At 47.2% G+C, this 17,806-nt stretch carries 18 protein-coding genes; 9 read left to right on the top strand and 9 right to left on the bottom strand.

Going from position 1 to position 17,806, the window contains the following annotated elements:
- The first annotated feature begins 3 nt into the window (after window positions 1-3).
- From IEY13_RS07180 to IEY13_RS07170, 3 genes are read left to right on the top strand one after another with little or no spacing between them, the layout of a single operon-like run.
- On the top strand, window positions 4-1,428 hold the full coding sequence (locus tag IEY13_RS07180) for a RagB/SusD family nutrient uptake outer membrane protein (protein WP_188951310.1): 1,425 nt from the start codon (window positions 4-6) through the stop codon (window positions 1,426-1,428).
- A gap of 17 nt (window positions 1,429-1,445) precedes the next feature.
- Entirely contained in the window at window positions 1,446-2,192 is a 747-nt protein-coding gene (locus IEY13_RS07175; RefSeq protein WP_188951309.1) for a DUF4843 domain-containing protein, read from the top strand.
- A 15-nt stretch (window positions 2,193-2,207) separates the two neighbouring features.
- Window positions 2,208-3,752: a PKD-like family lipoprotein gene (locus IEY13_RS07170; protein ID WP_188951308.1), complete on the top strand. Its 1,545-nt coding sequence runs from the start codon at window positions 2,208-2,210 to the stop codon at window positions 3,750-3,752.
- Window positions 3,753-3,875: 123 nt separating this feature from the next.
- On the opposite strand, the gene IEY13_RS07165 is transcribed toward IEY13_RS07170, so the two are convergent.
- Window positions 3,876-4,931, bottom strand: a complete 1,056-nt coding sequence (locus IEY13_RS07165; RefSeq protein ID WP_188951307.1) for a PLP-dependent cysteine synthase family protein — start codon at window positions 4,929-4,931, stop codon at window positions 3,876-3,878.
- 173 nt (window positions 4,932-5,104) lie between these two features.
- Between IEY13_RS07165 and IEY13_RS07160 the strand changes: the two genes are divergently transcribed.
- Together IEY13_RS07160 and IEY13_RS07155 are read left to right on the top strand one after the other, a co-directional pair.
- The gene (locus IEY13_RS07160) at window positions 5,105-5,569 is read left to right on the top strand and encodes an Lrp/AsnC family transcriptional regulator (protein WP_188951306.1); all 465 of its coding nucleotides are present in this window, start codon (window positions 5,105-5,107) and stop codon (window positions 5,567-5,569) included.
- A gap of 278 nt (window positions 5,570-5,847) precedes the next feature.
- Entirely contained in the window at window positions 5,848-6,804 is a 957-nt protein-coding gene (locus IEY13_RS07155; RefSeq protein ID WP_188951305.1) for a TIGR03885 family FMN-dependent LLM class oxidoreductase, read from the top strand.
- A gap of 2 nt (window positions 6,805-6,806) precedes the next feature.
- Here IEY13_RS07155 and IEY13_RS07150 read toward each other — a convergent pair whose 3' ends face one another.
- Window positions 6,807-7,058 carry a hypothetical protein gene (locus tag IEY13_RS07150; RefSeq protein ID WP_188951304.1) on the bottom strand — a complete coding sequence of 84 codons (252 nt, stop codon included), beginning with the start codon at window positions 7,056-7,058 and terminating at the stop codon, window positions 6,807-6,809.
- A 97-nt stretch (window positions 7,059-7,155) separates the two neighbouring features.
- Between IEY13_RS07150 and IEY13_RS07145 the strand changes: the two genes are divergently transcribed.
- Both IEY13_RS07145 and IEY13_RS07140 read left to right on the top strand, forming a co-directional pair.
- Window positions 7,156-7,416: a SemiSWEET family sugar transporter gene (locus IEY13_RS07145; protein WP_188951303.1), complete on the top strand. Its 261-nt coding sequence runs from the start codon at window positions 7,156-7,158 to the stop codon at window positions 7,414-7,416.
- Between the two features lie 84 nt (window positions 7,417-7,500).
- Window positions 7,501-8,022 (top strand): DUF4142 domain-containing protein, encoded by a 522-nt coding sequence (locus IEY13_RS07140; RefSeq protein WP_188951302.1) that lies wholly within the window; start codon window positions 7,501-7,503, stop codon window positions 8,020-8,022.
- A gap of 1 nt (window position 8,023) precedes the next feature.
- On the opposite strand, the gene IEY13_RS07135 is transcribed toward IEY13_RS07140, so the two are convergent.
- The 5 genes from IEY13_RS07135 to IEY13_RS07115 form a co-directional block, all read right to left on the bottom strand.
- Window positions 8,024-8,245: a hypothetical protein gene (locus IEY13_RS07135; protein WP_188951301.1), complete on the bottom strand. Its 222-nt coding sequence runs from the start codon at window positions 8,243-8,245 to the stop codon at window positions 8,024-8,026.
- Window positions 8,246-8,385: 140 nt separating this feature from the next.
- Window positions 8,386-9,030 (bottom strand): hypothetical protein, encoded by a 645-nt coding sequence (locus IEY13_RS07130; protein WP_188951300.1) that lies wholly within the window; start codon window positions 9,028-9,030, stop codon window positions 8,386-8,388.
- A 67-nt stretch (window positions 9,031-9,097) separates the two neighbouring features.
- The gene (locus tag IEY13_RS07125; protein WP_188951299.1) at window positions 9,098-10,708 is read right to left on the bottom strand and encodes a Na+/H+ antiporter; all 1,611 of its coding nucleotides are present in this window, start codon (window positions 10,706-10,708) and stop codon (window positions 9,098-9,100) included.
- 120 nt (window positions 10,709-10,828) lie between these two features.
- Window positions 10,829-11,716, bottom strand: a complete 888-nt coding sequence (gene ygiD / locus IEY13_RS07120) for a 4,5-DOPA-extradiol-dioxygenase (RefSeq protein WP_188951298.1) — start codon at window positions 11,714-11,716, stop codon at window positions 10,829-10,831.
- A 78-nt stretch (window positions 11,717-11,794) separates the two neighbouring features.
- Window positions 11,795-12,682 carry a retropepsin-like aspartic protease gene (locus IEY13_RS07115; RefSeq protein ID WP_188951297.1) on the bottom strand — a complete coding sequence of 296 codons (888 nt, stop codon included), beginning with the start codon at window positions 12,680-12,682 and terminating at the stop codon, window positions 11,795-11,797.
- Between the two features lie 175 nt (window positions 12,683-12,857).
- On the opposite strand from IEY13_RS07115, the gene IEY13_RS07110 reads away from it, so the two are divergent.
- On the top strand, window positions 12,858-15,320 hold the full coding sequence (locus tag IEY13_RS07110; RefSeq protein ID WP_188951296.1) for an Ig-like domain-containing protein: 2,463 nt from the start codon (window positions 12,858-12,860) through the stop codon (window positions 15,318-15,320).
- Window positions 15,321-15,395: 75 nt separating this feature from the next.
- Here IEY13_RS07110 and IEY13_RS07105 read toward each other — a convergent pair whose 3' ends face one another.
- A complete protein-coding gene (locus tag IEY13_RS07105; protein ID WP_188951295.1) occupies window positions 15,396-16,544 on the bottom strand; it encodes an FAD-dependent oxidoreductase in 1,149 nt (382 codons plus the stop codon).
- A gap of 24 nt (window positions 16,545-16,568) precedes the next feature.
- Window positions 16,569-17,339: a DUF6597 domain-containing transcriptional factor gene (locus tag IEY13_RS07100; protein WP_229687772.1), complete on the bottom strand. Its 771-nt coding sequence runs from the start codon at window positions 17,337-17,339 to the stop codon at window positions 16,569-16,571.
- Between the two features lie 127 nt (window positions 17,340-17,466).
- Between IEY13_RS07100 and IEY13_RS07095 the strand changes: the two genes are divergently transcribed.
- Entirely contained in the window at window positions 17,467-17,805 is a 339-nt protein-coding gene (locus IEY13_RS07095; protein WP_188951294.1) for a fibronectin type III domain-containing protein, read from the top strand.
- The last annotated feature ends 1 nt before the right edge of the window (window position 17,806 follow it).

Here is a 17,806-nt window from a genome sequence, read left to right as displayed (position 1 = left end):
GGTATGAAAAAGATCAGTTTACTCTTACTCATCACTTCAGGCGCGTTGCTGTTTTCTTCCTGCAATAAATGGCTGGATGTACAACCCAATTCGCAGATAAAAGCATCGGAGTTGTTTAAAACAGAGTCAGGCTTTAAAGAGGCGCTGGCTGGTACCTATACCTTGCTTACCGATGAGGCTTTATATGGTAAGGAGCTTACCTATGGAATGATGGGTGTGTTGTCGCACGAATGGTCAACCTATCCCACTACAGCCACGGGGTATGCAGATGATGGCAATTATATCTACACTACCGGCACGGTAACACAAAACCGTATAGATGGCATCTGGAGTAAGATGTATGAGGGAATCAGCAATGCCAATAATATTCTGGAAAATATAGATGCGAAAAATGTGTTTACCGGCGATAATTATAAAATTATCAAAGGGGAGGCGCTGGCCCTGCGGGCTTTTATGCATTTTGACCTGCTGCGGTGTTTTGGGGCGTCTTATACGGTTAATGCCAGCCAGCCGGCTATCCCTTATGTTACAAAGTACACAGCCCGGCAAACCGCACAATTAAAAGTGGGTGAGGTGGCCGCTGCTATACTGGCCGATCTGCTGGCGGCAAAGGAACTGTTAAAGGCAGATCCTGTATTAACCGGCCGGGTTGTAACGGAAGGCGATGATAATGGTTATCTTATTAACCGTCAACTGCATTTGAACTATTATGCAGTTGAAGGCTTACTGGCCAGGCTTTATTTGTATATGGGCAATTTTGAGCAGGCTAAGCTGAGTGCGCAGGCGGTTATTAATTCCGGTAAATTTACCTTTTCTACACAGAAGAATGTAATCGACAGCGTTGACCGCTGCGGAGCGCCTGAGCATCTTTTTGGGCTTCAGATTACCAACCTGCCACAACGTTCTATCAATTACCTGTCGCAGGAGGGAACCGGTATATTTTCACTGAGTGCATCGCAGCTGCTTACTTATTATGAAAGTAATACAGATGATTACCGTTTTCTGTATTTGTTTAAAACAGGAACCGGCGCTTCAGCTGACAGAAGATACCTGCTTAAGTACGCAGCACCTAATTCAACCGAAACGTATTATCAGAATAAACTGGCAGTGCTGAAGCTTTCCGAAATGTATTACATACTGGCAGAATGCGATTATCACAATAACCAGAGCGTGTTAGGTGATATAAATCCGGTGAGAAGAGCGCGTGGCATAGCGGCGTTTACTACCGAGCCCACCGATTTCAGAACGGTTATGAACAGAGAATACCGGAAGGAATTTATGGGTGAAGGACAGTTGTTCTATTACTATAAATGGCAGAACCGGGCCAGAATTCCGGAGTCTGATAAAGACCTGGTAGCGCTGAAAGCTTATATTTTCCCGTTGCCTGTATCTGAGTTGCAGGCGGCAGACAGAGCCAGTAACCGATAACATAAAAATGTACAACTATGCAGAAAGTATTATTCATTATATGTTGCCTTGCTTTTTTTTCCTGTACTAAAAATGACGAACTGCACTATCCCGCACAAAAGCATGGTTTGAATATCTGGCTGGGAACCAATATGACACCTGCGGATAGCCTTACGTATAATTTTGCTTACGTATTAACGGGGAAGGATTCTGTTGTGTTTCATTATCGTATTGCCGGTTACCCGCTGGATCATGATACGCAATTTGAATTAGAAGCGGTTTCGGGGGATACCAACCTGGTGCATTATTCTCTGGGTAAATACACTATTAAAGCAGGGCAGTACGAGGGCACAGGTGCTATATACATTGAAAAGCCGGCTGGCTATAACGAGTTTACAGGAAGCACCGGTAAAATTACATTCCGGTTAAAGGCTTCTGACTTGTTTGAGTCTGGTGTTAACGAACTGAGTACTTTACAGGTGGCGTTTAAAAACTATGTAGCCAGGCCCGATAACTGGGATGCTGCTACGGCACCTTACAGGCCCATGAATATTTACTTTGGAGCTTACAGCAACGTTAAATACGCCTTTATTATTAAAACAACCGGTATGGTTGATTTTAAAGTATACTTATCCAATGCGGCCAGCCCCGATCTGGAGCCCAATACTATTACCGCCACGCATGCCACTGCGCTGAAAATGGAGTGCAAGGTTGCGTTGCAGGAGTATAATGAGCAGTATGGTATTCTTTACGATGAAAACAATATCCAGGTAGTTTTTCCCTGATAAAATATGAAAAGTATGAACAAGTTAAAATATGTAACAGGCCTGGTAGTGCTGTTCTGTTTTATGCAGGGCTGCTATAAGGATAAGGGTAATTACGATTATCAGGCTATTGGTAAAGTGGTAATTGATACTACTGTTAATAACATACGCACAGATTATGCTATATACCGGAATGATACCTTACGTATAAGCCCGGACGTTTATTTCAATGGTACGCTGGTAACTGATGAAAAAACGGTAGCAGATAAGCTGAGCTTTACCTGGGTAATATTTCAGGCAACAACAGGTGGTAATGTGTATTCGCGCGATACACTGTCGCATGTTATTAAACTGAACGAGCCTGTTACAAAGCAGGGCGGCAAATGGATTGTTCACCTTACGGTAAAGGAACTGGCCACCCAGGTGGAAACCTATGTACGTTTTAATGTGGATGTGTCTGAAACACTGTCTGACGGATGGATGGTATTGTACGAAAAAGACGGCGCTACCGATGTGGGTATTATTGTAGATGACCGCTCAAAAAAAGGAGTGGTTACGCCCCGGCTGTTTTTAGATCTGATGAAAAGCTCTAACGGAGCAGCATTGGCAGGCAAACCTGTAGCATTGGTGCATTCTACGGCAGCCCTTACTTCGGGAGAAGTGATGGTAACATCTGAGCATGATATGGTGGGGGTGGATAAATCTTCCTTCGGCACCCTTTATCAGTTTGCTGATCTTTTCTGGACACCTCCGGCAGGCCAGTCTCTGAAAGCAATGGTGGTAAATCCTACCAGAAAAGAACTGGCCATTAACAATAATAGAATACATACTGCCAATTATGCTTCGGTAGGAACCTTCCGTACCAACAAGCTGGGGCCGGCTATTCCGGGTGTGTATGGTGAACTGGAAAAATGGTCTGCCGTTTTTTACGGCGCAAGCTACGACGCGGTGGTATACGATAAAACCAACAAAAAATTCAAGCAGATTCCTGTTAACGGCACCTCGGTAGTTGATTTTCCAGCCCAGGCTACAGGTACTAAATTTGAGCCTTCCAATGTAGGGCTGGATATGAAGGCGGATGATTGGGGGGCAAGCTTTTGCCATTACAGCATTATGAGTAACAGTACCAATGCCTACCTGCTGATATCTAATTTTTACAATGCGGCACCTGCTGCTGTGGGTGTAAATAAAATTGATATGACGGCCTGCCCTGGTGTTAACGCTGTAACCACACTGGCTTCAGCTTACGCAGGTCAGTATTTGCTGTATGGTTCCAATAGCAACGTGTACCTGTATAAGTATAACTCCGGCGCAGTGGCAGAGGCGGCATGGTCGGCACCAGCGGGCGAAACCGTTACCTGCGTAAGGTTGCAGAAATTTTTTCACCTGGCGTTTATGAATGCTATCATACCCCTGCCCAATCAGGTGGTATATATAGCAACCTGGAATGAAGCTACCAAAACAGGTAAGGTATACAGTTATCCTATTGATCCTTCCAACGGTAGCATTGATAAAGCTGCGGAAAGAGTTACGGAGGGTTATGGCAAAGTAAAAGACATGAGCTATAAATGGAGTTTATAACGGCTTACAACCGGAACGGGTACTTGTGTTAGTAATAAAGAAGCCGCCTCAGGAATGGGGTGGCTTTTACTTTGTACCCGTTCCGCTCCCGGAACGAAGGCATATACATGGTTTATTCTAAAACTAAAAACTATTCAGATTGGCCCGGCTGATGGGCTCAAAATCGGTAAATGTTACATCGGTGCTGATATAGCCTGGCTGCACAGGTTCCTGCTTCATCAGATCGGTGCTCAGGTACTTTTTATTACTATCTGGCAGTAAGGTTACTACAGTAGCATCCATACCCAGCTGTTGCTGCAGTTTAATAGCACCTATTACATTGGCCCCGGAAGAAATACCTACGGCCAGCCCTAATTCCTGCGAAAGTTTCTGCGCCATAATAATAGCATCACCATCGTGCGCCTGCACTACCGGTGCCAGATTTTCCAGCTGTACAATAGCGGGTATAAACTCGTCTGATATACCCTGTATGCGGTGGCTGCCTACTTTATAGCCCGTAGTAAGCGTGGGGCTTTCAGCAGGTTCCAGTGGGTGTATCTGTGCATCGGGGTATTTACTTTGCAGGTAACGGCCTGTACCCATTACAGTGCCGCCTGTGCCTACACCTGCCACAAATGCATCGGGCTTAAGACCTATGCTTTCCAGTTGTTTTACTATTTCAGGGCCGGTGGTATAATAATGTGCTTCTGCATTCCATTCGTTTTCAAACTGGCGGGGCAGAAAATAGCTGCTATCCGCAGCGTGCATGGCTTCGGCTTTTTGAATGCTGCCTGAAAAGCCACCTGCTGCCTTGCTTACCCGCTGTATATCGGCACCCAGGCTGCTGATAATATCAAACCGCTCTTTGCTCAGCCAATCCGGCATAATAATTACCACTTTATGGCCCAATGCCCTGCCAATGGCTGAAAATGCAATACCTGTATTGCCGCTGGTAGCTTCTACAATAGTATCGCCGGGTTGTATAGCGCCGGTTTTATACGCCTGGCTAAGAATGTATAAAGCCATCCGGTCTTTAATGCTACCTGTAAGGTTATAATGCTCACACTTTACGTAAATGCTACCCCTGCGGCCCTGCCAGGTATACTTAATCTGTAACATGGGGGTGTTGCCCACCAGATGCCACAGCCGGTTTATTTTCTGCTGTATGGGGGAGGAGAGTGATGTGGAAGTGATTGCCATAATTGTTTGCCTTAGTTGCGAAAGCAAAACTGGTGAACATTGTTTATATTTCGGATTAGTTGCCGAAAAACCGTAAATTTTATGGATAATAGGCTGTTTGTCTGAAAATAAAGGGGGCGTAAGCGCCATTTTTCCCGGAAAACTGTAATTTTTACATTCTCAACACAGGCATTATGAAAAACGGGCTGGACGAAACGGATATGGGTATACTGCGGTTGCTGCAAAAAAATGCGGAATTAACCAATAAAGAAATTGCGGTGCAGTTGCATAAGGCCGTGGCCACTATTCACGACCGGGTGCGGCGACTGAAAGAGGACGGGTATATAAAAAGGGTTGTGGCTATTCTGGACAGGAAGCTCATTGACAGAAGCCTGATTGCCTTCAGTCATGTGCTGCTGAGCGATCATACCGCAGAAACCCTCCATAACTTTGAGACTGAGGTAGCTAAATTTCCGGAGGTAATGGAATGTTTTCAAATGACGGGGCAGTTTGATTTTATTCTCCGCATTGCTACCTCAGACATGGAAACCTACCACGATTTTTACCGAAACAAGCTGGCCAGGCTGCCCAATATTACTACCGTACAAAGCTTCTTTGTACTATCAGAAACCAAGAGCGATACTGCTTATCCTTTGTAAGTTAAATATCTGTTCATTTTGTTCAGTGTAGTGTGACTTCGGTGCCGTATTCTATTTTCACTGTATGGATACTGGCCACCGGTTTCTACCTGATGGCGGATGTTTGTAAAACGCCTGGCGCGGCAGCCAGGCGTTTTTTTATTTATAGCCATTGTCTGATTTAGTGGAACAGCTATCCCGATCATCTACACAGGCATTCCGGGAATGATTTTTTGGGGGAGGGTTGTGCCGGAGCACTGTTACAGTCTGGCAGATTCATCAATTATATAGCACAATTTATGGCTGAGATAGCGTACCATGCCTCTCATGAACAATTTTCGCCTGCTTATCTGCTAAAAATGGCGGTACTGGCAGAGCGGGCTGGTTTTAGAGCAATACATTCTTCTGATCATTTTCATCCCTGGAGCGAAAGGCAGGGGCATAGCGGCTTTTCATTTGCATGGCTGGGCGCGGCTATGCAGGCTACGCGCTTACCGTTTAGTATGGTATGTGCGCCGGGGCAGCGTTACCACCCTGCTATTGTAGCGCAGGCGGTGGCAACGCTGGCGGAAATGTTTCCGGAGCGGTTTTCTGTGGAGCTGGGTAGCGGCGAGGCGCTGAACGAAAATATTACGGGGCAGGAGTGGCCGGAAAAAGAACTGCGTAACAAACGCCTGCTGGAAAGTGCAGAAGTGATAAGGGCTTTGCTGAAGGGAGATACGGTAACACATAACGGACTGGTGCGGGTAGAAGGTGCGCGCCTGTATACAAGACCTGCCAGTATGCCTTTACTGATGGCAGCAGCTTTAACGGCGGAAACGGCTGCCTGGGCAGGCAGTTGGGCAGATGGATTAATTACCGTGGCACAAGAACCGGAAGAGGTGTTGAAAATAAGAGATGCGTTTTACCATGGCGGTGGAGCAGGCAAACCTTTTATGATACAGCTGGCCTTGTCTTACGCAGCAACGGAGCAGGAAGCGTTGGAAGGTGCTTATGAGCAATGGCGCAATAATCTGCTTCCTTCACCTTTGCTGGCTGATCTGGCCTTTCCTGCACAGTTTGATGCTGCGGGCCAGTATATATCAAAAGAAAAGGTGCAGAATAAAATACCCGTTTCCTCCAGCCTGCAATATCATACTGATAAAATTGGTGCGTACCTGGAAACGGGGTGTAGCAGGCTTATTCTACATAATGTAAACCGGCAGCAGGAGCGGTTTATTGAAGATTTTGGTAGCAGGGTGCTACCTGCGCTGTAGCGTCAGGTAGCTTTTCCTTTAAAATCCCAATGGTCTTTCACCAGTACTCCTTCTTTGTCTTTTACTATGCGGCGTGCATAGCGTTCACCCCTTACATTTCCCGTTTCATCTTTTTGGCCAATAAACAACAGAATGGCATTGCCTTCTTCATCTGTTTTAAATGCCAGGTCGTAGCCTTTAAACTTCTGTTCTACCATCTGAGACAGTGCATATTTTTTATTCAGCACCTTTATAAGCGTTGCTCCTAATGCCATAATTATCCGTTTTAAATAGGTAATAAAAAAAGTGTTCCTTTCGGATTATATGCGTGGCATTATAATTTATCATTATTCTGAATAAATATTGCCAGGTATGGAATGGATTGAAATTGTGGGGCTGGTTGCGGGTATTTGTACTTCGGCATCCCTGCTGCCACAGCTGATTAAAACCTTTAAAACTAAAAAAGCAGGTGATGTATCGGTGTTTATGTTTATTGTAATGCTTGCGGGAAACGCCTTGTGGACTTTTTATGGCGTAACAAAATCCGATTTGCCCATTATTGCTACCAATATTTTTGCGCTGGCATTAAATATTGTAATGCTGGTACTAAAGTTCCGTTTTAAAAATAAATAATCTAAGGTGCCGTATTATAGTGGGTTGCCGCGCGGCATAATTTGTGCGAGGTAAATGGTACTCTCTCCTTAAAAACGGACATATATGCAATTGAAACGATTATTAATGCTGGCTGCTTTTCCTGCCACGGTATCCTGTTGTGGCGATGATGATGATGAGTATGGTAATTTTGTGAGCAACCGCGACAGAACCTTTGTTTCCAAAACTGCCATGAGCAACCGGGCGGAAACAGATGCCGGTACCCTGGCTGCTACTAAAGCTACTGATACTGCTGTACAATCTTTTGGGCGTATGATGGTTGCACACCATGCAGAAGCCCGTAAACACCTGCAGCAGATGGCTGCTGAACTGGGGGCTGCAGCACCCGATACCACAGATGCGGCGCAGGCCGCGCTTTTACTTCAGTTGCAAACCTTAACCGGCCGTGCGTTTGATAGTGCTTATATTGTAAACCAGGTAAATGCACATAAAGCAGCCATTGCTTTACATGAAGAGGAAGCGGCCCGGGGTAATAACAGCCGTATAAGAGGCTGGGCGAAGGAAATGTTGCCCAGGCTGGAAATGCAGCTGTATAAAGCTGATTTGCTTGCTAACGGGTATCGGTAATTTAGTTTAAACAAAACGACATGGGTATGCAATCAAATCCCAGATTCTGAATAGCGGTTATTATTTCCAGCGAGTAATCGTGGCCGGTTTCAATGCGTAATACCTTGTCGCAATCGCCCAGGTCTATGTGCCAGTTCTGCCTGCCTACCAGGCTGTTTAACATGGGAGCTATCAGCGATTTGCTGGTTTCATTAGTAATACTTGTATAAAATACCTGTACCATAGCCCTGTTTCAGTTTAATACGGCGTAAAGGTAACCGTACAATTTCTACCGCTGCTGCAAAAATCCGTGAGCGGTAGAAATTGGCTTTTGAAACGGACAGGAAAGGATCTGAAACGGAGCGGCAATTTGCCTTCGGGTGGTTACATTTCAGTGTATTCGTGGTAAATACGTTCCAGCGCACCTGATTTAAAGTACAGGTCGGCGGTGGATAATATTCCATCGTGGAAAAAAGAAATGCGCCATCTGGTGTATGTGGCCATGCGCGGGTCGTATGCTGTTGCCAGCGCTTTTGCCCCCAAACGTATTTTATAATTATTAAGCACACCTGAGGCATGAACGTCCATTAGTTTATCGTAAAAAGTACTTATGGCTTCTCCGTATATAATGGCTTTGTCATCTGCGGCGTTCTGTGGCCAGCGGCTTACAGAGTCGGGCATGGCTGTGCCGGCGGCTACCTTTACCTTATTATCGTTAAAAGCTATCAATACGCGGTTAGGGTAAGCAGCATCCTGCTCTTCCAGTGAAATAATCTGGTACAGCGTTATGGAAGGGCCTACCGAAGCAGGATTATCAAAAAGCGGCATATTTATCACTTCTACACCGGAAACATTTTTTTCTTCATCCAGCTCCTGCAATTGCCCATACACTTCTGCCGGGCTGCTGCCAATTTGAATACCCCATTTTTCACCTGTTGTAATGTCCTCCGTTTTAATCTTGTTGCCGCTTTTGAGGCAGGAGGTAGTAAATAACAACAATGGCAGCAAAAGCAGAGAAAGTTGCTTCATAGATAAATGTATTTTGGGGTACTAAGACAGTGCGGGATGTTATTTCGTTGCATACCCGGCCAATTAACTATGCATCCAAAGGCATTTTTTCTCTTATCTTAAACTCCTCCATATCCACCAGTGTATGGTATTTTCTTACCAGTTCTTCATCAAACTCTTCCAGCTGATTAATATCGTGCAGCAACTGTCGTTGCGCTTCCAGCATTTGCAGGTAAATGGTTCTGAACTGCTCAAACGCTATCCGGTAGTTGCTATTAGGTTCGTTAATATGCATCTGTAGCGCGTGTAATTCGGTTTGCAGTTTCTGGTACAGGCTGTTCAGGTGTTCGGTGGTGTCGCGCTCCTGTGCATAATCTTTATCAATCAGCTGCACCGCTGTCCAGGCCAGTTTTTTCTGTATCAGCAGTTCCTGTTTAGCCCGGGGTATCTTCTCATACTTATCGGTTATTTTCAAAAGCCGCATCAGCGCCGGAAGCGTAAGCCCCTGAAACACCAGGGTTACCAGTATTACTATAAAGGTGATGAACAGTATCAGGTTACGTTGCGGAAAAGCCTGACCGTTATCCATAAGTATAGGAATAGACAAAGCAGCCGCCAGCGATACCACGCCACGCATACCCGCCCATCCAAATACCAACGGCATTCTGAAGCCTGGCCTGGCATCGGCCACCGTAATAAACCGGCTGATAAATGTGGTAAACAGCGAGGTACCCAGCGTACACAGTACACGGGTAACAATTAAAATAAGTGATATAAGCAAGCCATAGCCGATGGCCTGGCCCAGACTTACATCGCCCAGCTGACGTACTATTACCGGTAGTTCCAGCCCTATCAGCAGAAAGATGATGCCATTGAGTACAAAGCCCAGTACTGACCATACATTAATGCCTTGTAACCGGCTTTCGAAAGAAAGCATACTGTTGCGCTTGTGCGAAAGAAACAGGCCACCGCTTACTACGGCCAGCACACCCGAGTAATGAAAAGATTCTGCCGCATAGTACATGCAGTATGGCGTTATAAGGCTCAGCACTATTTCAATAGGGGTGGTAGTAGGCAGCCAGCGGTGTATGGCATAAAACACCAGGCCTACCGCCAGCCCTATTAGCGTACCCATAATAATAACCGCGAAGAAGCTGCCTGCCGCCTGCCCGAAGTGAAACTGCCCTGTTATAACAGCAGCCAGGGCAAAGCGGAAAACAATAAGGGAAGAAGCATCGTTAAGCAGACTTTCCCCTTCAATAATACTTACCAGCCCGCGTGGGGCATTCAGCCGGCGCATGATGGTGGTGGCAGATATAGCATCGGGTGGCGAAACAATTCCGCCCAGCAAAAAGCCCATAGCCAGTGTAAAGCCGGGAATAAGCCAGGTAGTCGTGAAGGCAATTACACAGGAAGTGAGTATTACAATTAAAAATGCAAAGCTGGCAATTACACGCCGCCATTTCCAGAAATCTTTCCACGAAGTTTGCCAGGCAGCATCATAAAGCAATGGTGGCAGAAAAATGAAGAACACCAGATCGGGTTCAATGGTAATATTGGAAAGGCCATCCACACTGCTCAGTGCCAGACCGCCTACTACCAGTACAATAGGATAAGCGAGGCGCAGTTTGTTAGCCAGCATTACCAGCGCCAGAATCAGCAGAATAAGAACCAGGTATTGTATGTAGAGATGTTGCATAAGTAGTTAAATCTACGATTAATACGGTTTACCCGTGTACTGGTAAGCCGTATTGCAAATCTCACACAGAAGTATGGTGTTTTTGTTGCTTTATTCAAAGGTTTACTTACGAAAATCAAATCATGCTTTGTCTATTTTAACAGACATCATGTTAAGGGAGCCTGCTACCATAGCATCATTGAATATGCTGCTTTTTTCGTCTTTTTCCTGTAAGCCCAGTGTGTACAACAGTGGCAGGTAATGCTCGGGTGTGGGAATAGATAGTTTGAATTCCTGCCCTTGTTTATCGAATTGAATGAGTGAAGTATGATCGCTGTTGGTAATCATCTGCTTCATTTTTTCGTTGGCCGTAATAGCCCAATCGTAACCATAGTTGGGTACCTGCATTTTATCCCAGGCAACCATGCGCAGGTTGTGTACGGTGTTGCCACTGCCTACTATTAAAATGCCTTTACGCCGTAAGGCTGCCAGCTCTTTACCCAGTGCGTAGTGCCAGGCAGCAGGTTTAGTATAATCAATGCTCATTTGAATTACCGGTATGTCTGCTTTTGGGTACAGGTGTTTAACCACACTCCAGCAACCATGGTCAAGCCCCCAATCGTAGTTTAAACCTACGGGGGTGCTGGTAATAATACCTTGTGTGCTTTTTGCCAGTTCCGGACTGCCAGGTGCCGGATATTGTACATCAAACAATGCTTTGGGAAAGCCTCCGAAGTCATGAATGGTTTGCGGCTTTTCCATAGCCGTAACAAAAGTGCCTTTGGTTTCCCAGTGGGCCGATATACATAAAATGGCTTTGGGGCGGGGTATGCCCGCTCCGGCCTTTTCAAAACCTTCGGTGAAAGGGTTGTGGTCAATTGCATTCATAGGGCTGCCGTGCCCCAGAAACAGCACCGGCATTCTTTCCGTGGCGGCAAGGTTATCTGCGGCCCTGCTGAGGGTGTTGATGTTTACGGCTGCGCCAATAGGCATCATGGCCATTGCTTTCAGAAAATCCTTTCTTTCCATAACACAAAGGTACAACCGGTAATGCATCCGGCAAGATCAGGCGCGTAAGGCGGTAGTGGCGGCGCAGCGCAGTATATGCTACCGCTGCACCAGCAGCCGCTGACGTGGCAGGTCGAAAGTAATAACGCTGCCCAGCCAGTTAAGCCAGATAATACCATCATAGATAAGGTCATCTACATATTGCACGGGTATATTCCGTACCGATACAGCAGGCGTTTTTTCCGCGGCCAGCTGTGGCAGGGTAGTGGTATAGATATGGGTAACATGCGCGGGGTTAAACTCGCTCTGCTTTTGCAGGTGTTGTACCTGCAGGGAGTCGGCAGGGTTTACGCCCAGCTGTTGCATGTAGCGGGCGTGTATGCGGTAAATATCTTTACCGGCGCCGCTGTCCAGCGAAAACTGAAGGGTAAGGCTATCGTTTACGCGGAAGTAAGTGAATATGGTCAATGCCTTGTTGCGGCTCTGCTCCAGTTGAAGCGGTAGGGAATAAGCCGTTTTTTCGGCGGTAGCCAGCGACTGACTGTTATCCAGCCGCAGCACATTTTTACGGAAGTCAATAGTAAAAGGCCAGGCTTCCAGCAGCTTCAGCGAAATAATACCATCAATACCACCCAGGTTTACATCCAGCCAGCTTACTTCTTCCCGGGCTTTTTTAATAGTACCCAGCTGAAAGTCTTTCACTTCATACAAATCCAGATCCAGCCGCTCGCCGGTGGCGCGAAAGCCGGTATACCCGCCATCTTTACGTTTGCTCCAGGGCAGCTTATTGAAAAAGCTTTTGGTAAACAAAGTAATACCGGCACCGGTATCGAACAGAAAACTGCCGGTGATGCCGTTTACAGTAGCTTTTACCAGCAGGTGGCCGGAAGGCAGCAGCTCAAAGGGAATTTCTGAAACAGGTGTTTGTTGGGCGTTAGCAGCGGTAGATAGCATAAGCGATAGGAATAAAATGGTGCACAGGCGCATGTTTTTCTTTTAAAAATAAGAAAATAGCGCCGGTAAACCCAACCTTACTGCCCTTTTCATAAGGAGTGGTTAGTGTAAGCGTCATGCCAAAATAGTTCAATAAACTGCCAGCATGATGTATTTTACGGAGGAGCCGGCGCCTTAGTTTTGAAACGTACTTTCAACATTTAATGTAATGAAACGGATTGCAGCCATGTATGGTTGTATTGCTTTATCTGCAATACTGCCTCTTACATCTTTTGCCCAGTTACCGGTATTAAAAGTAGACCTTAACATTGCCTCCCGGCGGGAGGCCGAAGTAAACGAGCCGGATTATCTGCCCTGGCCCGTGGCTAATGCGAATACAGATAAGCGCACTTTTAATGGCATCACCATCAGCTTTACCACAAAGAACGGTAACGCACAGGTGGCGGGCTATTACAAAACCGCCGTTCAGGCGCCTTACTACGCAAGGCTGGCCGGAGACGGCTTAATGGTGGAAGGAGGCAACAATGCTGCTATTGTGGAAATGCGCATCAGCGGTTTACCTGCCGGAAACCATACCCTGCTTACCTGGCATAACAGCTTAAAAGGTACAGGCAGGCCCGGCGCTATGAATATACTGGTAAACGGTGTTATGCAGGTATCGGGTCTGATGCCTTCTCAGCGGGTAAAAGAAAATACGGATTGCCAGACGGCCTATCTGCAGCTGCAGGCGCAGGCCGGTAAGGATGTGGTAGTAGCATTTGAAAGTATGCCGGACAGTGCCATACAGAGTATTGTACTGAATGGTTTTGAACTGAATACGCCCAATATAAAGGCGATGGCGGTGAAGCCTTTACCACATCATGGCGATGAGCATACTGAGGCAGATAGCCATACGTTGCCACTGCGCTGGACAGCTGCTGCCAAAGCTGTATCGCACGATATATACATAGGTACAGATGCTGCAGCAGTAGCGGCTGCGGATCATAGCTCTGACCTGTTTAAAGGAAATCAAAAACAAACAGACTATACTGCAACAGACCTGTACAGCATGCATACGTACTACTGGAGGGTGGATGAAGTGGCGGCAGATGGAAAGGTTACACAGGGTAATGTATGGTATTTCCGCCCGCGCCAGCTGGCTTTTGAAGGTGCAGAAGGTTATGGCCGTTTTGCCCGCGGTGGCCGTGGTGGTAAAGTAGTGGAAGTGACCAATCTGAATGATGATGGTCCCGGCAGTTTGCGTGAGGCAGTAACGGCAGATATGGGGCCGCGTACAATCGTTTTTACGGTATCCGGTATCATCCGGCTAAAGTCACGCCTGGTGGTAAATCAGAAGTACATTACTATAGCCGGACAAACAGCACCCGGCAAGGGCATTTGTATTGCAGGCGCACCACTTGGCCTGGTGGGCGATGATAACATTGCGCGTTTTATGCGCGTGCGGCTGGGCACAGGTACTACCTATGATGGTATGGGGCTCACCGGTGCGGATAACAGTATTATAGACCATTGTTCTATCAGTTGGACGATAGACGAAGGCTTCAGTTCCCGCGGAGCGCATAATATTACCCTGCAACGTACCCTTGTTTCCGAAGCGTTGAATGTGGCCGGGCATGACCATTACGAGGCAGGTAAAGCACATGGTTTTGCCGCCAGTATTGGTGGTGAGGTTGGCAGCTTTCACCATAACCTGCTGGCACATTGCAGTGGCAGAAACTGGAGTCTGGCCGGTGGTGTAGACGGAGATGGCAATTACCTGGGTAAAATGGACATCCGTAATAACGTGGTGTATAACTGGGCTACCCGCACTACAGATGGTGGCGCCAGAGAAGTAAACTTTGTAGGCAACTATTATAAGCCCGGTGCGGCTACCACTTTCTTTTGGGCGCTGAATGCCCAGCATGAAGGCTATGGTGGCGGTATGCAGCGTTATTATTTTACCGGCAACACCATGCCCGGACATTTTGATGCCAGCAACCAGACCGAAGGCCGCAAAGAAACCGGCAAGGCCAGTTACGAGACTTTTGTAGACAAGCCCTTTTTTGAACCTTATGTAACCACCCAGAGTGCAGAAGAGGCGTATAAGGATGTGTTATCAGATGTAGGCTGCACAGTGCCTGTTTTTGACGATCACGATATCCGTATTATACAGGAAACGCTGGACAGCACCTATTCCTGCAAAGGCAGTAAATCCGGAAAGCCGGGCCTGCCGGATTCGCAGGAAGATGTGGGCGGCTGGGAGAATTATCCGGAGTTGAATAGAAGTACCAGCTTTGATTCCGACCATGATGGTTTGCCTGATTGGTGGGAGAAATTGAAAGGTACCAATGTACATTCTGCGGCAGGTGACTTTAGCGATGCCAATGCAGATGCCGATAAAGACGGCTTTACCAATCTGGATGCTTATCTGAACTGGATGGCAAAACCGCATTTTGAAGGCGTGGCCGGAAAAGTGGTTGTGGTTGATTTAAAACAACTGTCGCGCGGTTATACCGGCACATGTACTTACCAGGTAGATCAGGTGGTAAACGGTAAAACAGATATTAAGGAGAACGGGCAGCTGAACTTTACACCGGCTGCCGATGGCCTGGCTTCTTTCCGTTTTCGTGTTACGGATGCCGCAGGCAGTGTGTATACCCGTACGGTAAATGTGCTGGCTGGTTCTATGTAACAGAAAGCAGATGCATAAAACAAAGGGCTGTGCAGGTGAAATGCACAGCCCTTTGTTTTAACAGGATTGATAGTGTTATGCCCATAATTGCAGCAGAGCCTGAAGTCCGCTGGCGGAGTGTAACATTTCTGTACTCTCCAGGGTAATGCGGGTTACTTCAGATGCACGCTCCAGCATGTGTTTTTCATAATGCGCTATAGCGGCAGCTATATCAGTGAAGCGGGCATCAGCCAGGCTCTGGCTCAGTTCCAGCGCATCCAGCATAGCCATATTTACACCTTCTCCTGCGTAAGGGGGCATGCGGTGTGCAGCATCGCCCAGCAGCGTTACTGCAGGCCGGGAGGTCCAGCTTTGCTGCAGCGGGTAGTGATACATGGGGCGGGGAATAAAGTATGCTTCATTCGAAGCAAACAGTTCCTGCCAGCTATCGCTCCAGTCGCTGAAGCGTTGCCGAAACCACTCCAGCACCTGTTGTTGATTGCTGAAATTGATGCCGCAGGTGTTAGCCCAGTCTTCCGCTTCGCGGGTGCCGGTATAAAAAGAGATGGAGCCATCGCCTTTGCTGCTTAGTATCAGGGTTTTGCCATGGCCGAGTGCAAATAGCTTTCCTCCTTTAAGCAGCGCATGTAAATGCGGCGCATTTTTTTCGCCGTGGTACACATTGCCCTCTACTACCGTAATGCCCGAGTAAAGGGGGGCTATATCTGTAACATACGGGCGGATGCGGGAGTTTGCGCCATCTGCACCAATTACCAGATCGGCGTGGGCTTCCGTGCCGTTTTTAAACCGAAGCAGCCAGCCCTGTTGCTGAGGCTGCATGGCTATAAACTGTGAGTTCCACACAATGGTACCGGGCGAAAGGCTTTGAATCAGCAGATCGCGCAGGGGGCCACGGTCTATCTCCGGGCGGTGATGGCTGGCGGTATCGGGCCTTGCATGGGTATGTTCATCATAGTGTATCACTCCATTTTCATCTGTTACCCGCACCTTTTCCGCACCCGGGCGGTATAGCCGGTAAAATTCGCTTGTGAGGCCTGAGGCAGCCAGTGCTTTCAGGCCGGATTCCTCATGCAGGTCCAGCGTGGCGCCCTGTTGCCGTACACCGGCATGCGCATCCCGTTCGTACACCTTTACCCTTACGCCCTGTAGTTGTAATAATTTTGCCAGTACCAGTCCGCCCGGACCACCGCCCACAATGGCTACCTGTGTATTTTGTAGTTGCATGTTGTATTGTTTTACTATGCAAACCTATATTTTGTGCAGGGTGGAAAATTGTATAAATCGGTCGTTTTCGTTTTTGAACAAATCCTTCGGCCGGGCACCGGACAGTTTTTTGATTTCTTTTATGAAGTGTGGCTGGTCTGCAAAGTCCTGCTCCGGAAACAACCTGCCTGCTTTAATATGCGGGAAGGAAGCTCTGAACCGCAGAATATTGCTGTATGCTTTAAGGGGTAAGCCATAATGATCACGAAAATACCGGTTGATCTGCCGGCTGCTCCAGTAAGTCTGATCTGCCAGTTCCTGCACGCATATATTACCATTGGTGCTGTATAGTAACTGAAACAGGGCTTCTTTGCGGTTATCAATTGTATCCGGCATTTGCCGCTGTATAGCATGGCCCGCTTTAATACAGAAAAGGGGAAAGTCATTCAAATCCTTCGGTAAAAAATTCCAGAACAGCTCCGGCATCCGGCTGCTGCTGTTTAACAGGCTTGCCAGGCTGCTGCCAAACAGGTATTCGCCTGCCAGTAACCTAAAGCTGATGGCAAAAAGGAGGGTGCCGGGTTGGATAGAGGTGGAGTCCGGACCCGTACTCAGGCCCATCAATCGTATTTCAAAAGGTTCGTTGGGGGCGCAGGACAGAATGAGATCAACACGGCCATCCGGCAGCAGTACAATTTCTTTGGGTGCGGCGGAATGGTTTTTCACCATCCAGTAACTCTCCACAAATGGGGCAACAGCCGCATCCGGGTACTGTACTATGTAGTCAAACGTTTCCATTTTGTATTCCCCGGGCATGAAAGTACAGGATTCTGATTGTTTTTTTTTCCTATAAATTGGTGCACTTTATAACTGTGTACTAAACCACGTTTTCAAAAGAATGTCCAAAGCCTTCCTGTTATTGCCATATTACAATATGCCTGTTATGAATGTTATGAAAAATCTGTGCCGTTACGTTATAGCGGCTATGTTGGTATTGTTTGCCTATGCCGCCGCTGCCATGCCTGCAAACCCCTGGAACCTGCTTACAGCTCCGGGAAGTGTTTCTGCTACTACGGCTACCATTTTATGGGATAAGCAGGAAGATGCTGCCAACGGGTATCAGCTGATATTAAATGGAAAACCTCTGAACGTTACCCGTGCCACCAATTATATACTTACAGATTTACAGCCTGCTACCACATACAAACTGGAAATAGGCGTGGCCGGTGTAAAGGCTAAAAGCCCGCACCAGTTTCCGCTTTACAACTACCGCTCCCGGTAAG

This window comes from Filimonas zeae (genome assembly GCF_014641615.1).
Lineage (GTDB): Bacteria > Bacteroidota > Bacteroidia > Chitinophagales > Chitinophagaceae > Filimonas > Filimonas zeae.
The sequence above is the reverse complement of the archived record's forward strand: the minus strand, read 5'-3'. Positions and strand labels throughout refer to the sequence as shown.

Bases quoted from the DNA above. Each gene is read 5' to 3' on its own strand.
- IEY13_RS07180 (WP_188951310.1), top strand. From the start codon at position 4: ATGAAAAAGATCAGTTTACTCTTACTCATCACTTCAGGCGCGTTGCTG.
- IEY13_RS07175 (WP_188951309.1), top strand. From the start codon at position 1,446: ATGCAGAAAGTATTATTCATTATATGTTGCCTTGCTTTTTTTTCCTGT.
- IEY13_RS07170 (WP_188951308.1), top strand. From the start codon at position 2,208: ATGAACAAGTTAAAATATGTAACAGGCCTGGTAGTGCTGTTCTGTTTT.
- IEY13_RS07165 (WP_188951307.1), bottom strand. From the start codon at position 4,931: ATGGCAATCACTTCCACATCACTCTCCTCCCCCATACAGCAGAAAATA.
- IEY13_RS07160 (WP_188951306.1), top strand. From the start codon at position 5,105: ATGAAAAACGGGCTGGACGAAACGGATATGGGTATACTGCGGTTGCTG.
- IEY13_RS07155 (WP_188951305.1), top strand. From the start codon at position 5,848: ATGGCTGAGATAGCGTACCATGCCTCTCATGAACAATTTTCGCCTGCT.
- IEY13_RS07150 (WP_188951304.1), bottom strand. From the start codon at position 7,058: ATGGCATTAGGAGCAACGCTTATAAAGGTGCTGAATAAAAAATATGCA.
- IEY13_RS07145 (WP_188951303.1), top strand. From the start codon at position 7,156: ATGGAATGGATTGAAATTGTGGGGCTGGTTGCGGGTATTTGTACTTCG.
- IEY13_RS07140 (WP_188951302.1), top strand. From the start codon at position 7,501: ATGCAATTGAAACGATTATTAATGCTGGCTGCTTTTCCTGCCACGGTA.
- IEY13_RS07135 (WP_188951301.1), bottom strand. From the start codon at position 8,245: ATGGTACAGGTATTTTATACAAGTATTACTAATGAAACCAGCAAATCG.
- IEY13_RS07130 (WP_188951300.1), bottom strand. From the start codon at position 9,030: ATGAAGCAACTTTCTCTGCTTTTGCTGCCATTGTTGTTATTTACTACC.
- IEY13_RS07125 (WP_188951299.1), bottom strand. From the start codon at position 10,708: ATGCAACATCTCTACATACAATACCTGGTTCTTATTCTGCTGATTCTG.
- ygiD (WP_188951298.1), bottom strand. From the start codon at position 11,716: ATGGAAAGAAAGGATTTTCTGAAAGCAATGGCCATGATGCCTATTGGC.
- IEY13_RS07115 (WP_188951297.1), bottom strand. From the start codon at position 12,682: ATGCGCCTGTGCACCATTTTATTCCTATCGCTTATGCTATCTACCGCT.
- IEY13_RS07110 (WP_188951296.1), top strand. From the start codon at position 12,858: ATGAAACGGATTGCAGCCATGTATGGTTGTATTGCTTTATCTGCAATA.
- IEY13_RS07105 (WP_188951295.1), bottom strand. From the start codon at position 16,544: ATGCAACTACAAAATACACAGGTAGCCATTGTGGGCGGTGGTCCGGGC.
- IEY13_RS07100 (WP_229687772.1), bottom strand. From the start codon at position 17,339: ATGCCCGGGGAATACAAAATGGAAACGTTTGACTACATAGTACAGTAC.
- IEY13_RS07095 (WP_188951294.1), top strand. From the start codon at position 17,467: ATGAATGTTATGAAAAATCTGTGCCGTTACGTTATAGCGGCTATGTTG.